We start from the raw sequence: 23,120 nt of genomic DNA on the forward strand, positions 1-23,120 counted from the left end.
TACGGTTTTGTCAGGCGCTGTGTGGCTAACTGTATATCATTCTTAAACCGAACGATGCGCATTGATCGCATCGCGCGTTTCGATCGCCACGCGGCGCGCCGCGTCGGCCCAGTCTTCGCCGTCCTGCGGCGTGGCGTAGATGATGGCGCGCGAGGAGCTGATCATCATGCCCATGCCGTTCGCCGTCTGGCCCGCGCCGACGGTGGCGGCGATGTCGCCGCCCTGGGCGCCGATGCCGGGCACCAGCAGCGGCATGTCGCCCACGATGGCGCGCACTTGCGCCAGCTCTTCAGGGAAGGTGGCGCCGACGACGAGCGCGCACTGGCCATTCTTGTTCCATTTCTCGGCCACCAGGCGCGCCACGCGCTGGTACAGCGGTTCGCCGTCCGTGTCGAGAAATTGCAGGTCCGAGCCGCCCGGGTTCGAGGTGCGGCACAGGATGATCACGCCGCGGTCCGACCACGCCAGGTAGGGGTCGAGCGAATCCTCGCCCATGTAGGGGTTCACGGTGACGGCGTCGGCGCCGTAGCGTTCGAACGCTTCGCGCGCGTATTGCGTGGCTGTCGCGCCGATGTCGCCCCGTTTCGCGTCGAGGATCAGCGGGATGTGCGGGTAATTTTCGCGCACGTAACGGCAGATGTCTTCCAGCTGCTTTTCCGCGCCCAGCGCGGCAAAATAGGCGATCTGCGGCTTGAAGGCGCAGGCCAGGTCGGCCGTGGCATCGATGATGCGCGTGCAAAAGGTGGTGATTCCATCGGGCAAGTCGCGCAGCTCGGCCGGCAGTTTCGCCAGGTCAGGGTCCAGGCCCACGCACAGCAGGGAATTATTGGCCGTCCACGCGGCGGATAATTTATTGATGAAATTCACGGCACACCTTCTCTATATTCAGTTGCAAACCCCGTATTGTAACGCGGCGCAGGCCAGGGAAGGCAGGCTGAGGCGGCGGCCGGCGCTTATTAAACCGACATGGCGGGCCGTTTCAGGTATATTTGCCCCACCTCCTTTACTCTGCACGGAACCCATCATGCAAATCACCAATCAATTCACCAAATGGCTGCGCCTGGCCCTGAGCGTCACCGTCCTGGCCGGCATCCTGACGGGCTGCGGCTACAACGACTTCCAGAGCAAGGACGAAGCCACCAAGGCCGCCTGGGGCGAAGTGGTCAACCAGTACCAGCGCCGCGCCGACCTGATCCCCAACCTGGTCAATACCGTCAAGGGCTATGCCACGCACGAGCGCGAAACCCTGGAAGCGGTGACCAAGGCGCGCGCCGCCGCCACCAGTTTCCAGATCACGCCCGAAGTGCTGAACGACCCGGCCGCGTTCGAGAAATTCCAGCAGGTGCAGGGACAGCTGTCGTCGGCCCTGTCGCGCCTGATGGTGGTGTCCGAGAAATACCCGGATTTGAAGGCCGACACCAGCTTCCGCGACTTGCAGTCGCAGCTGGAAGGCACGGAAAACCGCATCACCGTGGCGCGCCAGCGTTACATCGCCGCCGTGCAAGATTACAACGTGCATGCGCGCAGCTTCCCGAACAACCTGACGGCGATGATCTTCGGCTACAAGGTCAAGCCTTCGTTCACGGTGGAAAACGAAAAAGCCATTTCGACCGCGCCGACCGTCAACTTCGGCAAATAAGATGAAAGCCTGGTCTTATCTGGCGGCGCTGGCGACGGCGCTGCTGCTGTGGACAGCCTTGCCCGCCAGCGCGCAGGGCTTGCAGCCTGTGCCGCCGCTGGCGGCGCGCGTGACGGACAACGCCGGCATGCTCGATGACAAGCAGAAAGCGGCGCTGGAAGGCGTGCTGGCCGACTACGAAGCCAAGACGGGCAGCCAGATCGCCGTGCTGCTGGTCAAGAGCACGGAACCGGAAGCCATCGAGCAATACAGCATCCGCGTGACGGATGCCTGGAAGCTGGGCCGCAAGGGCGTCGATGACGGCGTGCTGCTGATGGTGGCGAAGGACAACCCATCGTCCTTGCGCCGTTTGCGCATCGAAGCGGGCCGTGGCGTGCAGGGCGTGCTGACCGATGCGCAATCGAAACGCATCCTGCAAGACGTCATCGCCCCCCATTTCAAGCAAAACGACTATTACGGCGGCCTGGTGGCCGGCATTGGCGCCATCGCTACCTTGCTGAACCAGGAGCAATTTCCCGCACCGGCGCAAAAACAGGCCCCGGCGACCGTGGAAGCGGGCGGCATGACCTTCTGGCTGCCGCTGCTGTTCTTTGGCTTTCTTGTGCTCGTGACCGTGTTCCGCTCGCGCGGCGGGCCGAACCGGCTGCAGCGCGGCAGCAACTGGTCCAGCGGCGCCACGGGCGTCGTGCTGGGCAGCATCTTGAGCCAGGCGCTGAACAACCGCGGTGGCGGCTTCGGCGGCGGTGGCGGTGGTTTTGGCGGTGGCGGTGGCGGCGGTGGTTTCGGTGGCGGCGGCGGCGGTTTTGACGGCGGCGGCGCCTCGGGAGATTGGTAATGACGAAACAACTGACATTCGGACAACGCTGCGGACGCGCTTTAAAACATTTGCGGGGCACGCCCGCGACGGCGCGCCAGGCCTTTCCTGAGCGCACCTTGAAAGCCATCGAAACGGCGATTGCCGACGGTGAAACGATGCACCGGGCGGAAGTGCGCCTGATCGTCGAAGCGGCCCTGACGCCGGGCATGGCTTACCAGGGCGTGAGCAACCGCGAGCGGGCGCGCGAACTGTTCGCCCAGTACGGCGTGTGGGATACGGAAGACAACGTTGGCGTGCTGATCTATATCAACCTGGCCGAACACCAGGTCGATATCGTGGCCGACCGCAACGTGGGCCGGCGCGTGACGCCGGAGCAGTGGCAAGCCGTGTGCCGCACCATGACCAAAGGGTTCAAGGATGGCAATTACCACGACAGCACGCTCGATGCCTTGCAGCAGCTGAATACCTTGCTGCAAAGCCACTTCCCCGCCAATGGGACGCGCGGCAACCAGTTGCCGAACGAACCCATCCTCCTCTGATTCCTGCCCAGGGATTAAAATCTGCCCATTGCCGCGCGGGCTGGTGTTCCTGGCAGCGCGGCCCCCATACCCCGCCGAGGAGCACACATGAAATTAGTCAATAAAACCGCCATCGTCACGGGCGCCACGCAAGGCATCGGCCTGGCTTGCGCCACCCGCCTGATCGCCGAAGGGGCGCAAGTGATGCTGGTCGACATCAAGGAAGAAGGCGCGCAGGCGGCGGCCGCCCTCGGCCCGCAGGCGCGCTTCTTTTGCGCCGACGTCAGCCAGAAAGCGGACGTTGATGCCATGCTGAAGGAAACCCTGGCGCAGTTCGGCCACATCGATATCCTCGTCAACAATGCGGGCGTCACGCATGCGGCCGATTTCCTCGACGTGTGCGAAGACGATTTCGACCGGGTCATGCGCATCAACCTGAAATCGATGTTCCTGTGCGGCCAGGCCGTGGCGCGCGAGATGGTCAAGCGCAACAGCGGCTGCATCATCAATATGTCCAGCGTGAATGCGGAGCTGGCGATCCCGAACCAGGTGCCATATGTGGTGTCGAAAGGCGCCATCAACCAGCTGACCAAGGTCATGGCCCTGAACCTGGCGCCGCACGGCGTGCGCGTGAACGGCATCGGGCCGGGCACCATCCTGACGGAACTGGCCAAGCAGGCAGTGCTGTCGAGCCCGCAGGCGCGCCACACGATTTTGTCGCGCACGCCGCTGGGCCGCTGCGGCGAGCCGGAAGAAGTGGCCGGCATCGCCGCCTTCCTGGCCAGCGACGACGCCACCTACATGACGGGCCAGACCATCTATGTCGATGGCGGACGCATGGCGCTCAACTACACGGTGGCCGTGAAAGAGTGAAACAGACGAGTTATATAAAAAAAGAATAATGCATATCTAAAAAGATCATTAGACACATATCGTGCGACGCAGCATAATGCACCTGTCTCCACTATTCTCCTCCAAGAAAATAGTTTTAAGCCCGCTTTCACCAGCGGGCTTTTTTTTTGCTATTGCTGCTGCAACATGGCCATTCTTGCCATTTCTCACAATCTACCCGTTGATTCTGTCTGCCGCAAAAAAATGTTGCGGCGTGTCATCAGCCCGTCATTTTCGCCCCCTATACTTGCTTCATCTGCTGTACAGGCAACCGATATGCCTGACTACAGACAGGTGTGCCGCCATGGCACACCACTCCCCTTTCATGACCGTGGCGGGCGCCGGCAAGGCGCGCGACAGGGTAAGTACCGAGCAACTCTCAACTCTTGACCCTTTCATTTGGGTTTTTGGCCCGCGCCCCCGCGGGCCTTTTTTTTTCCTGTCCGGCAAGCTCTTGCGCAAAAACACGGTGCCCCGCCACGCCCATGATATTGTGACTGCCTTTCCACCCATCCTGACGCCTCATGCCAGCAGCCTTGTCCGAACTTTGTTTTGCCGACCGCTACGAACGCCTGCGCTACCGCACGGCCCTGCTGTTGTATGTGCTGGTGATTTTGATCGGCGACATCCCCGGCGTGCGCGCGGACGTGGGCCAATATGCATCGGGCGGCGTGCTGCACTCGTTTGGCTATGGCGTGCTGGCCCTGATCCTGTTCAGCGGCACGGCCGGCGGCATGGCCCGCCGGGCGCTGCTGTCGGTGCTGATGGTGGCAGCCATGGGCGCGCTGGACGAATTCATCCAGAGTTTCCTGCCTTACCGCCATGGCGCCGTCAGCGACTGGGTGGTCGATATCACGGCCGCCACGGCCGTGGTGTTGCCGCTGTACTTCCTCTGGCCCGGCATGGCCGCCGCCGCGCTGAAGAAGGCGCGCGGCTGATCAGGGCGCCGCGCCGTCGCCGGCGCTCAGCGCCAGGGGCAACTGGCCTTGCCCGGCCGCGGCCCGGCCGGCGATGCGGCGCAAGGCCGCATGCATCTCGCGCCGGCTGTGCGCTCCCGCCGCGCGCGCCGCATCGCGCCGCATTTCCATCAACTGCTCCGACCGTGACAACCTCGTCAAGGCATGCAGGGCCTGGGTCAGCGCATGGCGGGCGCGCATATCGTTCGCCGTGCCCGGCGCACCATACACCGCAATCACCAACTCATTGATCAGCTTGACGCTAGTGGAATCGGAAGCCATTTATTCTCCTGAGATAAGCAGCGGGAAGGACAGCGGGACAGCGCTGACGCTGTGCACATTCGTACAAGAATGTCTTTTATACCAAGCTCGACAATTGAAGCGCTTGATGTATCTCAATGTGAAATAACAAGGATCGAACATCTTTCCTTCCCTGCTCTCTTACTAGCAGTAGTTACGGCCATGCCTGGCATGCGCCATTGACGCTGACCTCCGCCACACCCTGAAAACCGGGTTACCACTTTGTCAGACCAAGAGGAGAACAAGATGAGAGCAAAAAAAACCATGGCGCTGGCCGGCCTGCTGTGTACGCTGGCCGCCTGCAATTCGAATCCGAACAACACCGGCATGAGCAGTACGAATGGCCGCAGCGGTGAAAGCTACAGCAATACGGCCGGGACGGGCAGCACTTCGACCGGAACCGGGACCGGGACCAGCACCAGCAGCACGATGAGCAATGCCGGCACCGGCAGCGCCGACACGCGTACCTCCTCGGCCAATAACGCCATGAACATGGACGGCAGCCAGACGGGTGTCAGCATCGCCTCTGCCACGGTACAGTCGATCGAGCCAGTGCCGCGCGGAATGGATCAGCGCAGCGGCGACATGCAATCCGGCAGTTCCGGCACAGCGGGCAGCACCTCGGGCAATACGCAGTACCGGGTCACCCTGCGCCTGGACGACGGCAGCACACAAACCCTCATGCAAAACTCCCAGCCCAGCTACCAGATCGGCGATCACGTCAAGGTGGTCAACGGCTTGCTGCAGCGCTACTAGGCATACCGCGTCGCCATGCGCGATAGCGTCCGGGGCTGGCGTTCCGGACGCTGAACGCCAGCGCGACACCGCGCCGCCAGCGTTGTGAGACAGGCAAGGCCGGTATTTCATCCGCCTTGCCTGTTGAATTTCATCTGCCTTGCCTGTTGCCTGTTGCCTGTTGCCTGTTACCTGTTGCCTGTTGCCTGTTGCCTGTTGCCTGTTGCCTGTTGCCTGTTGCGCCTGTTGCGTGTTGCCTTTTCTTGTCTACGCCTTTCCCTGCCTTTCCCCATTTGCGCCTTTTCCCTGTTTGCGCCTTTTCCCTGTTTGCCTATCCATCCTGCGCCGGGAGCGCCGTTCCTGGCTCCCCCGGCGCAAGCGCCTATTCCACCATGCTCACCTTGCGCCGGCTGGCCGCCAGCCCGGCGATCTGTTCCGCCGCTTTTTTCCCGGCCAGGAAGGCATGGTCGGAATTGTAGTATTCCCATTCGCTGTAGCGCCCCGCCAGCACGATATCCTGCGTGGCCAGCCAGGCCTTCACCAGCGCCACATTGGCGGCCCGCGCGTGGTCGTACACGACATAGGCGTAAGGCATGTCCACCTGGTTGGCAGCCAGCAGCCGGTCGTCGTCGCGCAGCAAGCCCACGGCGATGCAATCGGCCATGCAACGGTCGATCAGGGCTTGCCCATCCAGCGGCAACGGTTTCCAGGGCGAATAACTGATCTCGCACGTCAAGCCAAAGCCGCCCGGCGCATTGCAGTGGGGGCTGGCGTTACCTTGCAGGAAAATGCGGTGGAATATCGTCTCTTCCGGGTAGTAAATCCAGTGTTTCTCGCTGATGTTTTCACGTGCCACGCCCAGGTTGACGCAGCGCACGGAAATATGCCGCAAGGCGTGCGCCGCCGCCCGTACCTGCTGCGGCGCCTGCTCGCCGCTCAGGCGCACCAGTTCCGGCAAGAGCATGGTGCTCAGCAAGTGCTGGTAGCGGAAGCGGCGGCCGTCGGCCAGCACGATTACATGCTGGCGCGGCAGGATCTGCACCACCTCGGCGTTGAGCTCCAGCTGGCCTTGCAGATGCGGCAGGAAGCCCGACATCAATGCCTGGAAACCACCGCGCAAGGGATAGCCGAAGCGGGCATTCGGGCCCATCGGCCTGGCCACCGGTTCGAGCGCGCCCTCGATGATGTCTTCCAGGTTCGGCAACGGTACCCGCCCGCCCAGCCACGACGTTTCCATCTCGGCCAGCGGTACAGTCCATAATTTCTTGTTGTAGGGAATGGCGAAATGGCGGGCGATGCCGCTGCCCCATACCTGATGGATGAACTGCTCGAAATTGAGCCCCGCCTGGGGCGGTGCCGCCACGGCATCGTGCGCCTGTTCCAGCCCCGTGCCGCCGTCGGCGCAGCAGTCTTCCACGGCGCAGGCCCCCGCCGCCGCATGGCCCGACACGGCAGGCGCCTTGCCGTAGCGCGCCTCGATGGCTCCCATGATGCATTCCTTGATGACGGCTGGCGGCAAGCCGTACAGCGCGCCCTGGAAAGGATAGCGCGTGTAGACCTGCTTGCTGTACACCCAGGCTTCGCGGTTTTGCCAGTGCAGGTTGGTGCCCAGCAAGGTGCGGTACATGTCGAGCACATAGTCATCGTTGGAAAACATGATGTGGCCCGCATGGTCGAAAGTGAACCCCCGGTCGACGATGGAGCGGCACCAGCCGCCCACCGTGGCATTTTTGTCCAGCAACAAGGTATCGGCGCCCAGGTGATAGGCGGCGCTCAAGCCCGTCGGGCCGGCACCAATGATGGCGCAGGCCACGGCTTGCGGCGCACCGGGCGGATGCAGGAGGTTGACGCCGGCGCCCGGTGCGGCAGCCTGTGCCGTGCTGACGGCGGGCACCGCCTGGCGGGCCCCCTGCGCCGGCGGCGTCGTGTCGAGCAAGTGGCGCATCTGTTCGACCGTGGCATCCCAGGAGGTACCCTCGACGATGGCGCGCATGCCGGCGGCCATGGCCGCGCGCTGCTCCGGCGTCGCGGCCAGCGCCGCCTCGCAGGCGGCAACAAAGGCATCGGGCGTGTCGGCGATGGCCACGATGCCGCCATACGGCACGGCCACGTCGGTGATCGAAGTGCTAACGATGGGCAACTGCGCCGCCATGTATTCCAGCACCTTGGTAGGACTGATGAAGCGGGTCGCCTCGTTCCGGGCGAAGGGCAGCAGGCACACGTCCCAGCCGGCCAGGAAGTGCGGCAGCGCCTGGTACGGCTGCTGGCCCAGGTAATGGATATTTTGCCGCTGCGGCAGGCTGGCCGGGTCGATCTTGAGGATGGGGCCGACGAGCACGATTTGCCAGTCGGGATGGGCATCGGCCAGCGCCGCCACCAGGGCAGGCTCGAAACGCTCGTCGATCACGCCGTAATAGCCCAGCCTGGGACGTCCGATCTCCGCTTGCGCGGGATGGCCGTTGTGGCGGTCCAGCGCCTGTTCGAAGTGCACGGTATCGACGCTGCTGGCGAAGCAATGGACGTTCGCATGGCGCGTGCGTTTCGCCTCGAACAGGCTGGGGCCGCCCGCGAACACCAGTTCGGCGCGCGCCAGCAGGGCCGTTTCGCGCTGCAGTAATTGTCGCGGAGCATTTTTGAATGCGGCCAGTTCATCCATGCAGTCATACACCACCAGGCCCGCGTGCAGGGCCGGCAGCAGCGGCAGCGCCATCGGCGTATAGAACCAGACGATGGGGTCGTCGGCGGGCGTGATCTGGGCCAGCAGCGGTTGCAGCACGGCCAGCTGGTCGTCGTGAAAGCCGGGCGCCCGCACGGCCGTGCGGGGCTGGCACACGGTCACGTTCGGCGCCGGGGTGGACAGCTCCAGCGTGCCCGGCCCGTCATGCCAAACAGGTTCCTCGATGAAGACCACGCGGTAGAACTGCGCCAGCCGCGACAGCAGCTGTTGCGGCCGCTGATACACGAAATTCCAGCGCAGGTGTGAAAAGACGATAATGGTTCGCATGTCAGTTCCTTTCTGCCCCGCCGGGGCAAACGTTGAACAAAGGTGTGCGGTCAGGCGCTGGGCCTGCCGTAGTGCCGCCGCGTAAGGCGGCGAAAGGATGCGCCGCAGCCGCTCCCCTCCCGCCTCTTCCAGGCTGACATCCCACAAGCCGCTGCGGTGCCAGTGGCTGGCATCGTCCCAGTCGGGGCGGTCGATGACGGGATAGATGCAGATACCGCGCAGGTCCGCGCCGTGCTGGACGGCCAGCGCCGCCTCGGCGGCCACGTCGCGTATCCAGGCGCCGCGCCCGCTGCCCACGTGGCTCGTTTCCGCCAGCAGCAGCGGCCGCCCATAGCGCCGCCCCACTTCCAGCAGCAGCTGGTGCAGGGGCATGCGGCGCGGCTCGCCCAGATGCCACCACAGGCGCAGGTTGCTGCCGCTTTCCCACTGGTTGCTGTGGTAGTAGTTCAGGCCGATCAAGTCCAGGTAGCGCGGCGCGCCGCCCAGTTCCGGGGACAGGCGCCCGCACAGCATGTCCCAGGCCTCGAACTGCGAGGCGCGCCAGGCGGCCGCCTGGGCGACCCAGTCCGGCCGTCCCGGCGGCGCGATCACGTGGATCAGGGGATCGCATTGCAGGAAGCGCGCATGCGGGCTGACGGCGCGGATGGCGTCGCAGCCGGCCACGGTGGCGCGCACCAGCTGCCGCTTGCCTTCGTGGCCCGCGTCCGGCCGCTGCATGTTCAGGCACTGGAACATGTGCACCGACAAACCCCAGCTGGTAAACGAGATTTCGTTGACGGGCGAATACACGGGCTTGCTGCCCGCATAGGGCGCGAGAAACTGCGCCGCCGCCCTGCAGTAGCGGGCAAAGCGCGGCACGAAGTCCGGCGAGAACAGGTCGACGTCGGGCGGCCAGCCGTAGTGGCAGAAGGTCCAGTTGACCTGCAGGCCCAGTTCCCGCGCCACGGCGGCGCGCTCCTCGATGCAGGAAAAATCGAAACGGCCGTCGCGCTCGGCCAGGCGCCAGCCTATGCTTTCGCGCACGCTGCGGATACCGAACTGGCGCAGCAGCAGGTAGTCTTCGCGCACCCTGTCCAGGTGGCCCGTGGCGCGGTTCATGTCCAGCGCCTGGCCGCCGTGCGTGACGTGGTCGGCGCCCTCGTAGCCCGCCTGCCAGTAAGTCAGAAACGGCGCTGCCGCGCCATCGGTATCGGCCATGCCTGCTCCTGTTAATGTAGGGACCAGATGAAACTTGTCAGGCCCGGCTTGCGTTCAATTGAGCCGGATATTGCGGGTGGCCGCGCTGAGCAGTTCCAGCGCGGCCTTCGGCGTTCGGTCCGCCGTCAGCAGGCCATTGGTTTCCTGGAACGTGTCGGCGAACTGCGTGTAGCAAAAGCCGCTGAACATTTGCGCCGTATTGACGACCGTCATCAGGCGCCGGTACAGGTCGAGGAAGGCCGCCTCGTTCCCCACGCGCGCATAGCCCCAGGTATCGGTTTCCCCCTGCTCCCGGTCAAAGGCGATGCCGCCAAATTCCGTGAGGACGATGGGCTGGCCCCGGTGCGGAAAACCGTCGAGCGTGAGGATGCGTCCGCCCGGGCGGCGCTGGTCGAACAAGGTGGTGCGGGCCGAATCGCTGATCGCATAGCGTGCCTGCAGGCGTTCCGGATCGCAGTCGTAATCGTGGATGCCGAGGATGTCGGTGGCCGACGCTTCCCAGCCGTCGTTGCCGATCACGGGCCGCGTGGGATCGAGCGTGCGCGTCAGGTGGTACAGCGCCTCGACGGCGTTGCGGTGGGCCTGGATGGCCGTCAGGTTGGGCACGCCCCACGATTCGTTGAACGGCACCCAGACGAGAATGCACGGGTGGCTGTAGTCGCGTTCGATCACGTCCGTCCATTCGCGCACCATGCGCGTGATGGCCTTGCCGGAAAAACGGTAAGTGGACGGCATTTCTTCCCACACCAGCAAGCCCAGGCGGTCGGCCCAGTACAGGTAGCGCGGGTCCTCGATCTTCTGGTGCTTGCGCACGCCGTTGAAACCCATGGCCTTGGCCAGTTCCACGTCGTGCCGCAAGGCCGCATCGGAAGGCGCCGCCAGCAGGGTGTCGGGCCAGTACCCCTGGTCCAGCACCAGGCGCAGCGGATACGGCCGGCCATTGAGCATGAAGCGGTCGCGGTTGATCGCCACCGAGCGCAGCGCCGTGTACGACCTGACCGTGTCGAGCAAGGCGTCGCCATGCCGCAGCGTGACTTCGGCATCGAGCAGGATGGGCCGCTCCGGGCTCCACAGCAGTTCGTTGCGCGAATCGTCGATGCCGGGATCGGACAGGGCGATCTTGCGGCTCGCTTCGTTTTCGATCAGCTTGTACTGGTCGTCGGCCAGCAGATTGTCGCCATGCCAGATGCGCACGCCCACGATGAGATCGTCGTGCAGCTCGCCCATGGCGAACACGTCGCAGCCGATTTCATAGCCCTCGAACACGGGCGTCCAGCGCAGCTTGCCGATGTAGGTGGTGGCCACGCGCTCGATCCACACGCTTTGCCAGATGCCCGTGGTGCGCGGATACCAGATGGAATGGGGCAGCAGTTGCCAGTCCTGCTTGCCGCGCGGCTTGGCCAGGTCGTGCGGATCGTCCTCGACGCGCACCGTCAGCACCTGCGGCCCGTCGGCCAGCAGGGCATGGCTGATGTTGGCAACAAACGGCGTGTGGCCTCCCTCATGCTCGGCCACCACGTGACCGTTCAGCCAGACCTTGGCATGGTAGTCGACGGCGCCGAAATGCAGCAGCACGCAGGGTCCGCCCGGCTGCAGCAGGAAGTCGCGCTGATACCAGCATATGCGGTGAAAACCGCGGTCGCCCACGCCGCTGGCCTGCGATTCCGGCGGAAACGGCACGATGATCTCGTGCGTCCAGCCGATGCCGCCGTCGGGCAGGCGGTAGCGCCGTTCATTGTCGAAGGTGAAACGCCAGGCGCCGTTCAGCGATTGCCAGTTCTCGCGCACCATCTGCGGGCGGGGATAGGCAAAGCCGCCCGCGCCAGGCAGGGCAGTACCGGCCAGGCCGTCATCCGTATGGGGTGGGGAGAGATGGTCATCGAGCATGCCAATTGGATGCATGCGGCATGGGGCAAGTTCCGCCGTATGGGGCTTGGGCGGTGATGCATGAGCAGGATCAAACCATGCTCAGTCGAGCGGAACCAGCATGCGTGCGTGGCGTCCCAAAGCGTTAAAGCGCTGTACCACCGTACGCCCCGCGCTGGCCGCGCATTGCTTGCGGCACAGGGCCACGCAAGCGCCGCCAAAACCGGCGCCCGTCAGGCGCGCGCCGTACACGGCCGACTGCGCCGACAGCAGCGCCACCAGCGCATCGAGCACCGGCAGCGATACCTCGTAATCGTCGCGCAGGCTGGCGTGCGACTGCGCCATCAGCTGGCCGAAGCGCACGGGACCATGCTGGCCGCAAGCCTGCAGCACGCGCAGGTTTTCGCTGACCACGTGGCGCGCGCGGCGGCGGTACGGCTCGGGCAAGCCTTCCACCACGGGCGGCTCGCGCACGTCGCGCAGTGCCGCCACGCCCAGCAGGCGCGCCGCCTGTTCGCACTCGGCGCGCCGCACGTTATAGGCGCTGCCGGCCAGAGTGCGCGGCACGCCGCTGTCGATGACCAGCACCTCGCTGTCATGGGGCAGCGCCAGCAGTTCATGGCGCAGGGTGCGTGCGTCGAGCAGCAGCATGTGATGTTCGTCGGCCAGACTGCATGCCATCTGGTCCATCACGCCGCAATTGACCTGCGCGTAGCGGATTTCCGCCTGCTGCCCCATCAGCGCCAGCGACACGTCATCGATCTGCAGTCCCAGCAACTGGCGCAGCGCGCGCAGCATGGCGATCTCCAGCGCGGCGCTGCTCGACAGGCCGGCGCCCGGCGGCACGTCCGAATCGATATGGCCGCGCACGGCCGGCACCGCGACGCCGCGCTCCTCGAGCAGGCGTATGCAGCCTTCCAGGTAGCGGCCAAAGCCGGGCGGTGCGGCGCTCTGGCGCTCGAAACGCACGAGTTCGTCAAGAGTGGCGGAATAGAACTGGTGATGCCCGTCGGCGGCCAGCGCCAGCATCACCCGCGTGCGCTGCGGCGTGGCGCACGGCAGCATGTAGCCATCGTTGTAGTCCGTATGCTCGCCCAGCAGGTTGACCCGTCCGGGCGCCGAGGCCGCCACCACGGGGACGGCGCCGAAATACGCGTCGGGGGTGATCATTGCACTTCCAGGGTCAGCGGACGCCGCCGTCCCTGCACCGTTGCCGCCGGCCAGTCCGGATCGCAAGTCAGGTTGTGCAGGCGCCCGCCGCTGAGCAGGAAAGTGTCTTCCACCATGCTGCCGGGCAGGCTGGGATGGAAGGCCACGGCCATGCCGTCCTTCAGGGCGATTTCCGTATGCGCGCCGGCGGCCACCTCGGGCGCGCGGTAGCCGGCGATGCCGCCCTGCCGGAATTCCTGCACCGTATCGGGCTGCCCCGCATAGGCATAGGCGCTGTCGAGCGCGTGATACACCATGCTCAGCGCATGCCCCGCCACGCAGGCATCGAGCGCCACCGCTTCGAGCGCCAGGATGGCCGCGTCGGCTTCGCCGATGCCGTCGCGCGCGGGACGGAAACGGCGCTGGCGGCTCAGGCTGGCGCACAGGCCGAAACCTTGCGCGCACAGCGCCAGCACGGCCCGTTCGCCCAGCGGCGACGCGGCGGGCGGCGCGCGCCGGTAGCGCTCGAAGCGCTCGGCGCCGGCCGCCAGGACGTACACGGCATGCAGGCCGCGCGACCACAGGGCGCGGGCGCAGGCGCCAGCCAGCTCCTGCTCGCTCCAATCGGGCCGCGCGGCGCGCAGCGCCTCGCTGGCGGCAGCGGAGGCCAGCCGCCCCACTTCGCGGTAGCGCGCCTGTTCCGGCGCCAGCAAGGGCAAGCGCTCCTCGCGCAGGGCGACGGGCAGGCAGCGCTCGTGCAGGCCGGGCCGGTCGCACAGCACGGGCCGCCCCTGCGCCGCATGCTGCACGAAATGCTCGCGCAATTCGGCCAGCCGGGGTTGCATCCACGGCGTCACTTGCCAGGTCCAGCAGCCGCGCACCTCTTCCTGGCGCAGCCGCTGCGCCTCGGCCGCATCGGTCAGGATGTAGGCCGCATCGCGCGTGACGAGCACCTCGGCACAGCCGCACTCGGCCGTCTGGCAGGTGCTGCCCGACGCGCCGGCCGTGGCCCAGGCGAACCAGTCCACGCCGCGCAGGCGCAACGCGCCGGCCTTTTCCTGTTCCAGCCAGCCACGCATCTGCGCCAGTTTGTGCGCAATTTCCAGTTCGACATTCCAGTTCATGCGATTTCCTCTGCCATTTCCCATGCCACGCGCACTTGCTGCAGCTGCCGCGCCGATTCCTCGGGCAGGGCATCCATGGCGTACATGCCGGCGGCCAGCTCGGTGCCGGCCAGATATTTGAGCCGTTCGCGCGTGCGGTACGGCGGATAAAACTGTGCGTGCAGCTGCGTTTCCGGATGCGCGCGGCCGTCCGGCGGCGCCTGGTACCAGGCCATCAGGTAAGGCATGGCGCGCTGCCACAAGCCGTCGTATTTCAGCAGCACGGTCTTGAGGGCGCGCGCCAGGTCGTCGCGCTGCAATGCCGACAAGGCCGCGAAGCTGTCCGTCTGCCGCAGCGGCATCACCCACGCTTCATACGGATAGCGGGCGCAGGCGGGCACAAAGGCGATCGCCTCCGGTCCCAGGTACAGCAGGCGCGCGCCGCCATCGGCTTCGCGCCGCGCCATGTCCACCAGCAGGGCCTGGCCATGGCTGGCGAAATATGCGTGTTCCTGCTCCAGCATGCGCGCCGGCACGGGCGGCACAAAGGGGTAGGCATAGATCTGGCCATGCGGATGGTGCAGGGTCACGCCCACTTCCGCGCCGCGGTTCTCGAACGGCAGCACGTACGCGATGCCTGGCCGGCTGGCCAGCTGTGCCGTGCGCTCCCCCCACACCTGCAGCAACAAGGCGATGTGGCCGGGCGCCAGCGTGCCCAGCGAGGCGCCGGCATCCTGCGCGAACACCACCACTTCGCAATGGCCGCGGGCGGGCGCCGTGGCGACCGTCAGGTCGGGCGGATCATGGGCATGCGGCGCCAGGGTGGGAAAGCGGTTGTCGAAGACGGCGATATCGTAGTCGCCGGCAGGCAATTCCGTCGGCTGCGCGGCATCGCGCGTGGGCGCCAGCGGGTTGTACCGGGCCGGCGGCAGGAAGGGGCGGCCCTGGCGGTAAGCCGCATACGCCACCCATTCGCCGCGCAAGGGATGCCAGCGCAAGTGCGGATTGGCCTCCTGCGGCTCGGGGAAGGGACTCGGTGCAACGCCGGCGACGACGATGGGACGCCGGCTGTACAGAGTCAGCTGGCGCCCGTCGGGCTTGGCAAGTTGCTTGCAATACATGATGTTTCGCATTCTTAAGACACGAATTCTTAAGACTGGCACTGGCAACAAAAGTTCCACAGTCTGCAAATATTTTCCAGGGTCGCTCAACACCGGTTTCCCGTCGAGACGAGTTTTTTACCGATCAGTACGCAAATTCCCGATTCGCATTATCATGTGCACAGCCTGTCATCCCTGCCGCTTTCAAGGCCGACCCTGTTGTCGTCAGGGGATAGACAAATCGTCCATTGTGATTTTCCACCACGTCCCGATATCGCTACCATGATTCCATTTTCCATACTCGACCTCGCGCCCATCGCCGAAGGCAGCAACGCCAGCCAGTCGTTCAAGAACACGCTGGACCTGGCGCAGCACGGCGAACGCTGGGGCTACAACCGCTACTGGCTGGCCGAACACCACGGCATGCCCGGCATCGCCAGCGCCGCCACGGCCGTCGTCATCGCCCATGTGGCGGCCGGCACCAAGACCATCCGCGTGGGCGCGGGCGGCGTGATGCTGCCGAACCACTCGCCGCTCGTCATCGCGGAACAGTTCGGCACGCTGGAAGCGCTGCACCCGGGCCGCATCGACCTGGGCCTGGGCCGCGCGCCCGGCTCCGACCAGACGACGGCGCGCGCCCTGCGCCGCGACCTGCAGTCCGACGCAGAACAGTTTCCGCAGGACGTGCTGGAATTGATCGACTATATGTCCGACGAGCCGCGCCAGCGCGTGCTGGCCGTGCCCGGCAAGGGCGCGAAAGTGCCTGTATGGATACTCGGGTCGAGCCTGTTCGGCGCCCAGCTGGCCGCCCACCTGGGCTTGCCGTATGCGTTCGCCTCGCACTTCGCGCCGCAGATGATGATGCAAGCCGTGGCCTATTACCGCGAACACTTCAAGCCGTCGAAGCAATTGGCAAAACCGTACGTGATGCTGGGCTTTAACGTCTTCGCCGCCGACACGGATGCCGAGGCGCACTTGCGCGCCACGTCGATGCAACAGGCATTCGTCAACCTGCGCACGGGCCGCCCGTCACGCTTGCAGCCGCCCGTGCCCGGTTACCTGGAACAGCTGGGCCCGCAGGAACGCGCCATGCTCGATTCCGTCCTGTCCTGCACGGCCATCGGCGCGCCGGACACCGTCAAGGCCAAGATGGCCGCCTTCATCGCCGAAACGGGCGCCGACGAACTGATGATCACCTCGCAGATCTTCGAGCACCAGCACCGCCTGCGCTCGTATGAAATCACGGCGCAAGTGCGTGCGGAGCTGGCGCGCGCGCAGTAACTTCACTGTCTTCCTCGGTATTTCCCCAAATACCCTTTTCCCGGCCGTCGGCAACGATCGCCGGGATTTTTTTGCTCGCGTCCAGTCACAAAATCGGCCGCGCCCGGCAAGAAATGCGCAGCCCCGCTATCATGCTGATCCAAAAGCATCATTCCAAGAAAGTTGTACCGCATGAAATCCGCACCCTCGTCCGTCGATGCCAGCACCCTGCTGAGCTCCACCCGCATCCTGTTGTTCGCCCTGTCCGCTGGCGTGCTCGTAGCCAGTCTGTACTATGTGCAGCCGCTCACGTCCATGCTGGCCGCCTCGTTTGGCGTAAGCGTGCCGCAAGCGGGCTACCTGGTCACGGCCACGCAGATCGGCTATGTGCTGGGCATCGTGTTTTTGGTCCCCCTCAGTGACGTACTGAACCGCCGCCAATTGCTGACGTGGATGCTGATTGCCAAGATCGGTGCCCTGCTGCTGGCCGCTACCAGTCAGAACATCATCGTCTTTGCCATCGCCAGCGTCCTGATGGGGATCACGGCCAGCGCCTTGATGGTGGTCACGGCCATGGTGGCGTCGTATGCGCCCGACCACAGCCGGGGCCGCATGGTGGGCACCGTCATGACTGGCTTGTTGTTGGGCATCTTGCTCGCGCGTACCGTCTCCGGTACCGTGTCGCAGATCAGCGGTGGCTGGCGCACCGTCTACGTGCTGGCCGCCATCGTCGTGGCCGCCCTGCTCGTCATGCTGCGCCGCATCCTGCCCAACGAGGCGCCGCGTGGCACGCTGCAATACGGCAAGCTGATGGCTTCCCTGGCCGACATCATCCGCCAGGAACCGTTGCTGCGCCAGCGCGCCCTGTTCTCGGGCCTGGGCCTGGGCACCTTCAGCGTGTTCTGGACGGGCCTGACCTTCCTGCTCAGCGGCGCGCCGTACCACTATTCGGAAATGCAGATCGGCCTGTTCGGCCTGGCGGGCGCCACGGGCGCCTTTGCCGCGAATACGGCGGGCCGCATGGCCGACCGCGGCTATGCGCGCCAGGCCACGTGGCTGCTGGCCGTCGCCTCGATCGCGGGCTGGGCCCTGATCGGCTTCGGCGCCCATTCGCTGGCGCTGCTGTTGATCGGTATCGTGCTGCTGGACATGGGCGTGATGGGTTTGCAAGTGACGCACCAGTCCATCATCTATAAACTGGCTCCGCATGCGCGGGCGCGGGTCACCACCGTCTTCATCGCGGGCGGCTTCATCGGCGCCTCCGCTGGCTCGGCCCTGGCCAGCGCCAGCTTCGCCGCCGGCGGCTGGCCAGCCCTGTGCACGGTCGGCGGCGCCATGCCGCTGTTGCTGCTGATCGTGTGGAGCAAGTACCGGCATACGCAGCGCAGGCTGGAACGGGCGGCTTGATCCGGCGCTGCCGGGCCAACAATGTTGTCGGGTTACGCGCTGGCGCGCTAACCCGACCTACGCACTTGCTCCAAGCGAACAGGCGTAGATACTGTTATCCCCGTCAAGCGGCGTGCAAGGCCGGATCAAATATTTTTCCCGACCTGAGCACGCCGAATGCCACGTGCACCAGCTTGCGCATCATGGCGCCGATGATCAGCTTGGGCGCTTTGCCGGCGTCACGCAGACGCTGACCGAAGCGCTTGCCCCAAGGCGTCTTATGCACTGCCACCATGGCCGGCATGTACAGTGCCTTGCGCAGGAAACTGTGGCCGACCTTCGACATGCGTGGCTTGCCACGCACGCTGGAACCTGACTCGTGCTGGCGCGGATCGAGGCCCGCAAACGCCACCGCCTGCTTGGCGCTGTCGAAGCGCTCAGGATTGGCGTAGTAGGACAGCAGCACGGGAATCGTGCGCTCGCCCAGGCCAGGGATGCTATCGAGCAATTCGCGCTTGCCGCGTAAATCCGGGTCGTCATCGATATGACGGCGGATCGCCAGGATCAGCGCCTTGATCTCGGCGTCGAGCCAGGCAATATGATCCTCGATACCCTGGCGTACCGCCGCGCGCGCCACTTCAAGCCGGTTGCTTTCCTGCTGGCGCATCGCTTGCAAGGCATCGAGGCGCAGCACCAGCGCGCGCAGCGATTGCTCGGCCGGCGATGGCGCCTGCCAGGGCTCTGGCTGGCGTTCATGGGCGAAGTCGGCGATCAGCTGTGCGTCGACCTTGTCGGTCTTGGTGCGCACCAGGCGTGAAGCGCTGAAGGCCTTGATCTGGGCCGGATTGATGACACTGACCACCATGCCAAGTCCAGCGAGATATTCGGCAACCCCTTCCCAATACGTGCCCGTCGCTTCCATGCACACCCTGGGGCTGCCGGCAGCATGCTTCAGCAGCCATGCGTGGAGCGCGGTGAATCCTTGACGGTTGTTCTCGACAACCTTGTTACGATGCTTGCCGTTGGGCAGGCGCAGCGCGCAGTCGAGCTTGGCCTTGGCAACGTCGATTCCTAAATTAAACATGCTGTGGTCCTCTTGCGATCTACCTTGCAAATGCGGGCTAACCGGCATGCCGGTGCCAAAGATACTGTCCGATCTTGACATGGAGGATGGGTAACTGGTGCGAGATCTACGGAGCTGGCTCGGGGCCTAAGGGCGGATACGGCATCCAGTTACCCGGTCTTGATATGCCTACCAAGATTTTGACAGCGGTCGATACCGTTCGCAATACCACGAACGGCATGAGGGGAATAATACAAGGTCGGATTAGCGGGGCCGCCGAGGTGCGGCGAGGCCGCGCGTAATCCGACAACGTTGTTTGCACAGACCACGTCTTATTTCGCGGCCGGCCCGCGCGCCTTGCCAAACGCATCGCCCGCCTTCCAGGCCGGCATTCTGGCCGCATTCGCCACGGCTTGCCCCAGGTTCAAGGTGAATTGCGCCTGCTGCGTCATGCCGGACAGATCCCAGCTGGCGTCGTACTCATCGGTCACCTGATGGTAGCGGGGGCCGTAGGCGGCCGCCTTGGCTTTCGACGCTGCCACGTCCTTGATGTACTCGCGTCCGCCATTGATGGAAAACGCGGGCACGCCCGCCTTGGCAAAGCTGAAATGGTCGCTGCGGAAATAGCCGCCGGCCAGGTCGGGACGCGCGGCAGCAATGTGCATGCCCATGGCTTTGGCGGTTGCCGCCGCCATCGCCCCCAGCTCCGTGCGCTCGCTGCCCTGCGCGCCGATGTCATGCGTGGCGCCCACGAAGTTCAGACTGTCAAGGTTCAGCGCGGCGGCCGTCTTGTCCAGCGGCCACAGCGGATCGGCCGCGTAGGCGGCGCTGCCCAATAGCCCCTGCTCTTCGGCCGCCACCCACAGGAAGATCTGCGTGCGTTTTGCCGGCTTTTTCACCGCTTGCTGCGCCATGGCCAGCAAGCCGGCAATGCCGGAAGCGTTGTCGACGGCGCCGTTGTAGATCGTGTCTCCAGAGTCACCTTGCTTGCCCAGGTGGTCCCAGTGGCCGCTGTAGATGACGGCTTCATCTTTCAATGTCGGGTCGGTGCCCGGCACCATGCCCGCGATATTGAATTGCTCCACCTTGCGCACGATGGACTTCATCTCGCCCGACAGCTTGGCGTTCAAGGCGACGGCCTGGAAATCCTTGTTTTCCGCTTTGACGCGCAAGGCGTCCAGATCTTGCCCGCCCGCAGCAAACAAGCGGCGCGCCGCATCTTCCGCGATCCAGCCTTGCAGAGGCGTGCCGGCCGTGCGGTCCGCCAACTGGAAGCGTTCGCTGCCGCTCCAGCTGTTCTGCACGACGCTCCAGTCGTACGAGGCCGACGGTTTCGTGTGGATCAGCAAGACGCCCGCCGCGCCCTGGCGTTTGGCTTCCTCGAATTTGTAGGTCCAGCGGCCGTAATAGGTCAGCGCCTTGCCGGCGAAGCGGTTCGGATCAAGCGCGGTCGGCTGCGGGTCGTTGACCATCATGACGACGATCTTGTTTTTGACATCGGCGCCCTTGAAATCATTCCAGCCCTCTTCCGGCGCCGTGATGCCGTAGCCGACGAAGACGAGCGGCGCGTCGAAGGTGTGGGCGGCAACGGAGTCGCCCGTGGCCCAGACCCAGTCGGGGCCGAACGCCAGCGGCACGGCCTTGCCGCCGGCCACGGCCTGCAGGCTGCTATCTTGCGGCAAGGATTTCACGCCGGCGATCTGCACGCTCTGGCGGTAACTGTTGCCGCGCACGGGTTGCAGTCCGGCCATCTGCGCCTGGGTTTCCAGGTACGCCACCGTCAGGTCGGCGCCGCGCTGGCCCGTGCCCCGGCCTTCGAGCAAATCATTGGACAGGAAGGCCAGGTGGGCGCGCAAGGGCGCTTCCTGCACCACGGGCAAACCGGTAGCGGCCTGGGCGGAAAACGCCAGCGCAGTCAAGGCCAGGGAAGAAAACAGCTTCTGCATAAGATCCTTTGGATAAGAGGAGACATTCAGTCCGGCGGATGGCCGGGCCGGCGATTGTATGCCATGGGGCAGGCGCGGCAAAATGCGGACGAAAAAAATCCCCGCGGCAAGGCGGGGATGTCGTGGCCGAGTAAATTACACGAGCAAGGCGGCCGCCAGCGATTCGATCTCTTCGGCCGATTCCTCGAGTATCGTGTGCAGAGTGCTGCCGCCGATGCCGAAGTCGATCTTCGCCGCCGCCTGGCGCCGCGCGGCGCTTTCCGGCGGGTGCAGGGGCGAGCCGACGGGCGACAGATCGTTGGCCAGCACCAGGGTCGCGCCCAGGGTGCGGGGCGGGAACGTGCTGCCGCCGTGCCACATGCCTTCCACGGCCTGCAAGACCATGTCGGGCACTTGCAGCTGGCGCAGCACGCCACGGCCGATCAGTTTTTCGCCGTATTCGATCCAGTCTTCGGTATTGTCGTCGAGCAGGCCCGGATATTCCTCGGCGCGCGACAGCAGATAAAAGCCGCCCACCTCGTGCACGATGGCGGCGAACATGGCCGTTTCCACGTCCACGTGCGTGACTTTCCGGGCGATCACCTGGCTCAGCGCGGCCACGTGGGCCGTATGTTCCCACAGCCTGGCCGCCTTGGCGCGCAATTGCGGGTCCGTGATCTGGCTGCCCAGCTGGCGCACGATGACGGATGCCACCATCGATTTCAAGGTGGCAAAGCCCAGGCGCGAAACGGCTGCGCGCACATTGGCGATTTCATTGCCGGAACGGTTGTAGGCGGCCGAGTTGGCCAATGCCACGACCCGCGCCGACAGCAGCGGCTCGGCCATGACCATGCGGGCGGCCGCTTCGATATGGCAATCGGGGTCGTCCAGCGCTTCCTGCAGCTTCAAGGTGGCCTTGACGTTGGCGGGGAACGTCAGCTCGCCCTTGCTCGCTTGCAACGCGATAATCTTGAATACTTCCAGTCTGTCCATGGGTCAATCTCCGGTACGGGCCTATTAGGCTCTGCTGTGTGGGTGGGCCGGGAACGCGCATGTATCCCCGGCCCTGCTCCCGTTTCCGGCAATATTACAGCAAGTTTATACGCAACCCTATTACTTTCCGGAAACTTTCCCTGCCACGCCTTCGACAAAATAATCCATCTTCGTCAGCGCCGCATCGTCGAGCACGCCTTTGTCCAGGCGCACCTTGCCATCGTTATCCTTGATCGGCGCGCTGAAAGGATTGAGCTTACCAGCAACCAAGTCTTTCTCGCGTGCCAATACAAACTGTTTCACGTCGGCGGGCACGGCCGCATTGATGCCTTCCAGCTTGACCATGCCATCCTTGATGCCGCCCCAGGTGCTGCTGGACTTCCACGTGCCGTCCAGCACGGCCTGCGCCTGCTTCGTGTAGTAGTCGCCCCAGTGGTGGGTGACGGCGGCCAACTGCGCCTTCGGCCCGTACTTTTTCATGTCCGAGTGGTAGGCGATCGCATACTTGCCCTTCTCTTCCGCCGCCTGCACCACAGCGGTCGAGTCCGTGTGGTGGGTGACCACGTCGGCGCCCTGGCCGATCAGGGTGATGGCCGCGTCGCGTTCCTTGCCCGGATCGAACCAGCTATTGACCCACACCACTTTCACTTCCGCCTTCGGATCGACGCTACGCATGCCGCGCGTGAAGGCGTTAACTCCCTGCAACACTTCCGGGATGGGGAATGCCGCCACGTAGCCGGCCACGTGGGTCTTGCTCATCTTGCCCGCCAATACGCCAGCCAGATAGCGGCCTTCGTAGAAACGGGCATTCGTGTTGGCCACGTTGACGGCCGTCTTGTATCCCGTCAGATGGATGAACTTCACATTAGGAAATTGTTTCGCCACTTTCAAGGTGGGATTCATGTAGCCGAACGAAGTCGTGATGACCAGCTTGCTGCCCGTTTGCGCCAGGTCGCGGATCACGCGTTCCGCATCGGCGCTCTCCGGCACGTTTTCCACAAACCTGGTGCTGATCTTGTTGCCCAGCGCCTTTTCCATCTCCTTGCGGGCCTGGTCGTGCTGGGTGGTCCAGCCCGCGTCGCCGATGGGGCTGATGTAAACAAAACCGACATTCAATGGAGCGGCGGCCGGCGCGGCGGCCATGGCAGGCATGGCGGACATCAGCGTGGCACTGCAAACGGCGGCGCATAGTAATTTCTTGGACATGGTTTTCCTTGT

The 23,120-nt window shown here is 64.8% G+C and carries 19 protein-coding genes; 8 read left to right on the forward strand and 11 right to left on the reverse strand.

Annotated features, from left to right (window positions below):
- Positions 1-42: 42 nt before the first annotated feature.
- Entirely contained in the window at positions 43-867 is an 825-nt protein-coding gene (gene pyrF, locus OX462_RS22265; protein WP_409027068.1) for an orotidine-5'-phosphate decarboxylase, read from the reverse strand.
- A gap of 157 nt (positions 868-1,024) precedes the next feature.
- Between pyrF and OX462_RS22270 the strand changes: the two genes are divergently transcribed.
- From OX462_RS22270 to OX462_RS22290, 5 genes are all read left to right on the forward strand, one after another.
- Entirely contained in the window at positions 1,025-1,639 is a 615-nt protein-coding gene (locus OX462_RS22270) for a LemA family protein (RefSeq protein WP_070221362.1), read from the forward strand.
- Between the two features lies 1 nt (position 1,640).
- On the forward strand, positions 1,641-2,474 hold the full coding sequence (locus OX462_RS22275) for a TPM domain-containing protein (protein WP_070288586.1): 834 nt from the start codon (positions 1,641-1,643) through the stop codon (positions 2,472-2,474).
- Positions 2,474-2,995 carry a TPM domain-containing protein gene (locus OX462_RS22280; RefSeq protein ID WP_070312036.1) on the forward strand — a complete coding sequence of 174 codons (522 nt, stop codon included), beginning with the start codon at positions 2,474-2,476 and terminating at the stop codon, positions 2,993-2,995. The genes OX462_RS22275 and OX462_RS22280 overlap by 1 nt, the downstream gene beginning before the upstream one ends.
- A gap of 87 nt (positions 2,996-3,082) precedes the next feature.
- Positions 3,083-3,847 carry an SDR family NAD(P)-dependent oxidoreductase gene (locus OX462_RS22285; RefSeq protein WP_035825332.1) on the forward strand — a complete coding sequence of 255 codons (765 nt, stop codon included), beginning with the start codon at positions 3,083-3,085 and terminating at the stop codon, positions 3,845-3,847.
- Positions 3,848-4,389: 542 nt separating this feature from the next.
- On the forward strand, positions 4,390-4,803 hold the full coding sequence (locus OX462_RS22290) for a VanZ family protein (protein WP_070288585.1): 414 nt from the start codon (positions 4,390-4,392) through the stop codon (positions 4,801-4,803).
- Here the strand turns inward: OX462_RS22290 and OX462_RS22295 are convergent, their stop codons facing one another.
- A complete protein-coding gene (locus OX462_RS22295; RefSeq protein WP_070312035.1) occupies positions 4,804-5,103 on the reverse strand; it encodes a hypothetical protein in 300 nt (99 codons plus the stop codon). It lies immediately after the preceding gene.
- Positions 5,104-5,367: 264 nt separating this feature from the next.
- Between OX462_RS22295 and OX462_RS22300 the strand changes: the two genes are divergently transcribed.
- Positions 5,368-5,877, forward strand: coding sequence for a hypothetical protein (locus OX462_RS22300; protein ID WP_139143856.1), 510 nt, complete (start codon positions 5,368-5,370; stop codon positions 5,875-5,877).
- A gap of 361 nt (positions 5,878-6,238) precedes the next feature.
- Here the strand turns inward: OX462_RS22300 and OX462_RS22305 are convergent, their stop codons facing one another.
- The 5 genes from OX462_RS22305 to galT all read right to left on the reverse strand — a co-directional run bounded on the left by OX462_RS22305 (position 6,239) and on the right by galT (position 15,296).
- Positions 6,239-10,057, reverse strand: a complete 3,819-nt coding sequence (locus OX462_RS22305) for an NAD(P)-binding protein (protein WP_409027069.1) — start codon at positions 10,055-10,057, stop codon at positions 6,239-6,241.
- Between the two features lie 54 nt (positions 10,058-10,111).
- Complete coding sequence (locus OX462_RS22310; RefSeq protein ID WP_070310074.1) at positions 10,112-11,848, reverse strand: glycoside hydrolase family 2 protein; 1,737 nt, start codon at positions 11,846-11,848, stop codon at positions 10,112-10,114.
- Positions 11,849-12,025: 177 nt separating this feature from the next.
- Positions 12,026-13,093, reverse strand: a complete 1,068-nt coding sequence (gene galK / locus OX462_RS22315) for a galactokinase (protein WP_409027070.1) — start codon at positions 13,091-13,093, stop codon at positions 12,026-12,028.
- Positions 13,090-14,196: a M24 family metallopeptidase gene (locus OX462_RS22320; protein WP_070218144.1), complete on the reverse strand. Its 1,107-nt coding sequence runs from the start codon at positions 14,194-14,196 to the stop codon at positions 13,090-13,092. The genes galK and OX462_RS22320 overlap by 4 nt, the downstream gene beginning before the upstream one ends.
- Positions 14,193-15,296, reverse strand: a complete 1,104-nt coding sequence (gene galT, locus OX462_RS22325) for a galactose-1-phosphate uridylyltransferase (RefSeq protein WP_070310067.1) — start codon at positions 15,294-15,296, stop codon at positions 14,193-14,195. The genes OX462_RS22320 and galT overlap by 4 nt, the downstream gene beginning before the upstream one ends.
- A 261-nt stretch (positions 15,297-15,557) precedes the next feature.
- Here galT and OX462_RS22330 point away from each other — a divergent pair, with 261 nt between their 5' ends.
- Positions 15,558-16,556, forward strand: coding sequence for an LLM class flavin-dependent oxidoreductase (locus OX462_RS22330; RefSeq protein WP_409027071.1), 999 nt, complete (start codon positions 15,558-15,560; stop codon positions 16,554-16,556).
- A gap of 171 nt (positions 16,557-16,727) precedes the next feature.
- The gene (locus OX462_RS22335; protein WP_409027072.1) at positions 16,728-17,942 is read left to right on the forward strand and encodes an MFS transporter; all 1,215 of its coding nucleotides are present in this window, start codon (positions 16,728-16,730) and stop codon (positions 17,940-17,942) included.
- Between the two features lie 103 nt (positions 17,943-18,045).
- Here OX462_RS22335 and OX462_RS22340 read toward each other — a convergent pair whose 3' ends face one another.
- The 4 genes from OX462_RS22340 to OX462_RS22355 all read right to left on the reverse strand — a co-directional run bounded on the left by OX462_RS22340 (position 18,046) and on the right by OX462_RS22355 (position 23,108).
- A complete protein-coding gene (locus OX462_RS22340; protein ID WP_083289991.1) occupies positions 18,046-19,005 on the reverse strand; it encodes an IS110 family RNA-guided transposase in 960 nt (319 codons plus the stop codon).
- A 311-nt stretch (positions 19,006-19,316) separates the two neighbouring features.
- A complete protein-coding gene (locus tag OX462_RS22345) occupies positions 19,317-20,930 on the reverse strand; it encodes a M28 family peptidase (protein WP_409027073.1) in 1,614 nt (537 codons plus the stop codon).
- Between the two features lie 135 nt (positions 20,931-21,065).
- On the reverse strand, positions 21,066-21,902 hold the full coding sequence (locus tag OX462_RS22350; protein WP_070218149.1) for an HDOD domain-containing protein: 837 nt from the start codon (positions 21,900-21,902) through the stop codon (positions 21,066-21,068).
- 120 nt (positions 21,903-22,022) lie between these two features.
- Positions 22,023-23,108 carry a BMP family ABC transporter substrate-binding protein gene (locus OX462_RS22355; protein WP_070218150.1) on the reverse strand — a complete coding sequence of 362 codons (1,086 nt, stop codon included), beginning with the start codon at positions 23,106-23,108 and terminating at the stop codon, positions 22,023-22,025.
- Positions 23,109-23,120 lie beyond the last annotated feature (12 nt).

It is taken from the genome of Janthinobacterium aestuarii (assembly GCF_046113285.1).
Classification (GTDB): Bacteria; Pseudomonadota; Gammaproteobacteria; order Burkholderiales; family Burkholderiaceae_D; genus Janthinobacterium.

Coding starts and splice junctions, on each gene's coding strand:
- OX462_RS22270 (WP_070221362.1), top strand. CDS start 1,025: ATGCAAATCACCAATCAATTCACCAAATGGCTGCGCCTGGCCCTGAGC.
- OX462_RS22275 (WP_070288586.1), top strand. CDS start 1,641: ATGAAAGCCTGGTCTTATCTGGCGGCGCTGGCGACGGCGCTGCTGCTG.
- OX462_RS22280 (WP_070312036.1), top strand. CDS start 2,474: ATGACGAAACAACTGACATTCGGACAACGCTGCGGACGCGCTTTAAAA.
- OX462_RS22285 (WP_035825332.1), top strand. CDS start 3,083: ATGAAATTAGTCAATAAAACCGCCATCGTCACGGGCGCCACGCAAGGC.
- OX462_RS22290 (WP_070288585.1), top strand. CDS start 4,390: ATGCCAGCAGCCTTGTCCGAACTTTGTTTTGCCGACCGCTACGAACGC.
- OX462_RS22295 (WP_070312035.1), bottom strand. CDS start 5,103: ATGGCTTCCGATTCCACTAGCGTCAAGCTGATCAATGAGTTGGTGATT.
- OX462_RS22300 (WP_139143856.1), top strand. CDS start 5,368: ATGAGAGCAAAAAAAACCATGGCGCTGGCCGGCCTGCTGTGTACGCTG.
- OX462_RS22305 (WP_409027069.1), bottom strand. CDS start 10,057: ATGGCCGATACCGATGGCGCGGCAGCGCCGTTTCTGACTTACTGGCAG.
- OX462_RS22310 (WP_070310074.1), bottom strand. CDS start 11,848: ATGGTGCGCGAGAACTGGCAATCGCTGAACGGCGCCTGGCGTTTCACC.
- galK (WP_409027070.1), bottom strand. CDS start 13,093: ATGATCACCCCCGACGCGTATTTCGGCGCCGTCCCCGTGGTGGCGGCC.
- OX462_RS22320 (WP_070218144.1), bottom strand. CDS start 14,196: ATGAACTGGAATGTCGAACTGGAAATTGCGCACAAACTGGCGCAGATG.
- galT (WP_070310067.1), bottom strand. CDS start 15,296: ATGTATTGCAAGCAACTTGCCAAGCCCGACGGGCGCCAGCTGACTCTG.
- OX462_RS22330 (WP_409027071.1), top strand. CDS start 15,558: ATGATTCCATTTTCCATACTCGACCTCGCGCCCATCGCCGAAGGCAGC.
- OX462_RS22335 (WP_409027072.1), top strand. CDS start 16,728: ATGAAATCCGCACCCTCGTCCGTCGATGCCAGCACCCTGCTGAGCTCC.
- OX462_RS22340 (WP_083289991.1), bottom strand. CDS start 19,005: ATGTTTAATTTAGGAATCGACGTTGCCAAGGCCAAGCTCGACTGCGCG.
- OX462_RS22345 (WP_409027073.1), bottom strand. CDS start 20,930: ATGCAGAAGCTGTTTTCTTCCCTGGCCTTGACTGCGCTGGCGTTTTCC.
- OX462_RS22350 (WP_070218149.1), bottom strand. CDS start 21,902: ATGGACAGACTGGAAGTATTCAAGATTATCGCGTTGCAAGCGAGCAAG.
- OX462_RS22355 (WP_070218150.1), bottom strand. CDS start 23,108: ATGTCCAAGAAATTACTATGCGCCGCCGTTTGCAGTGCCACGCTGATG.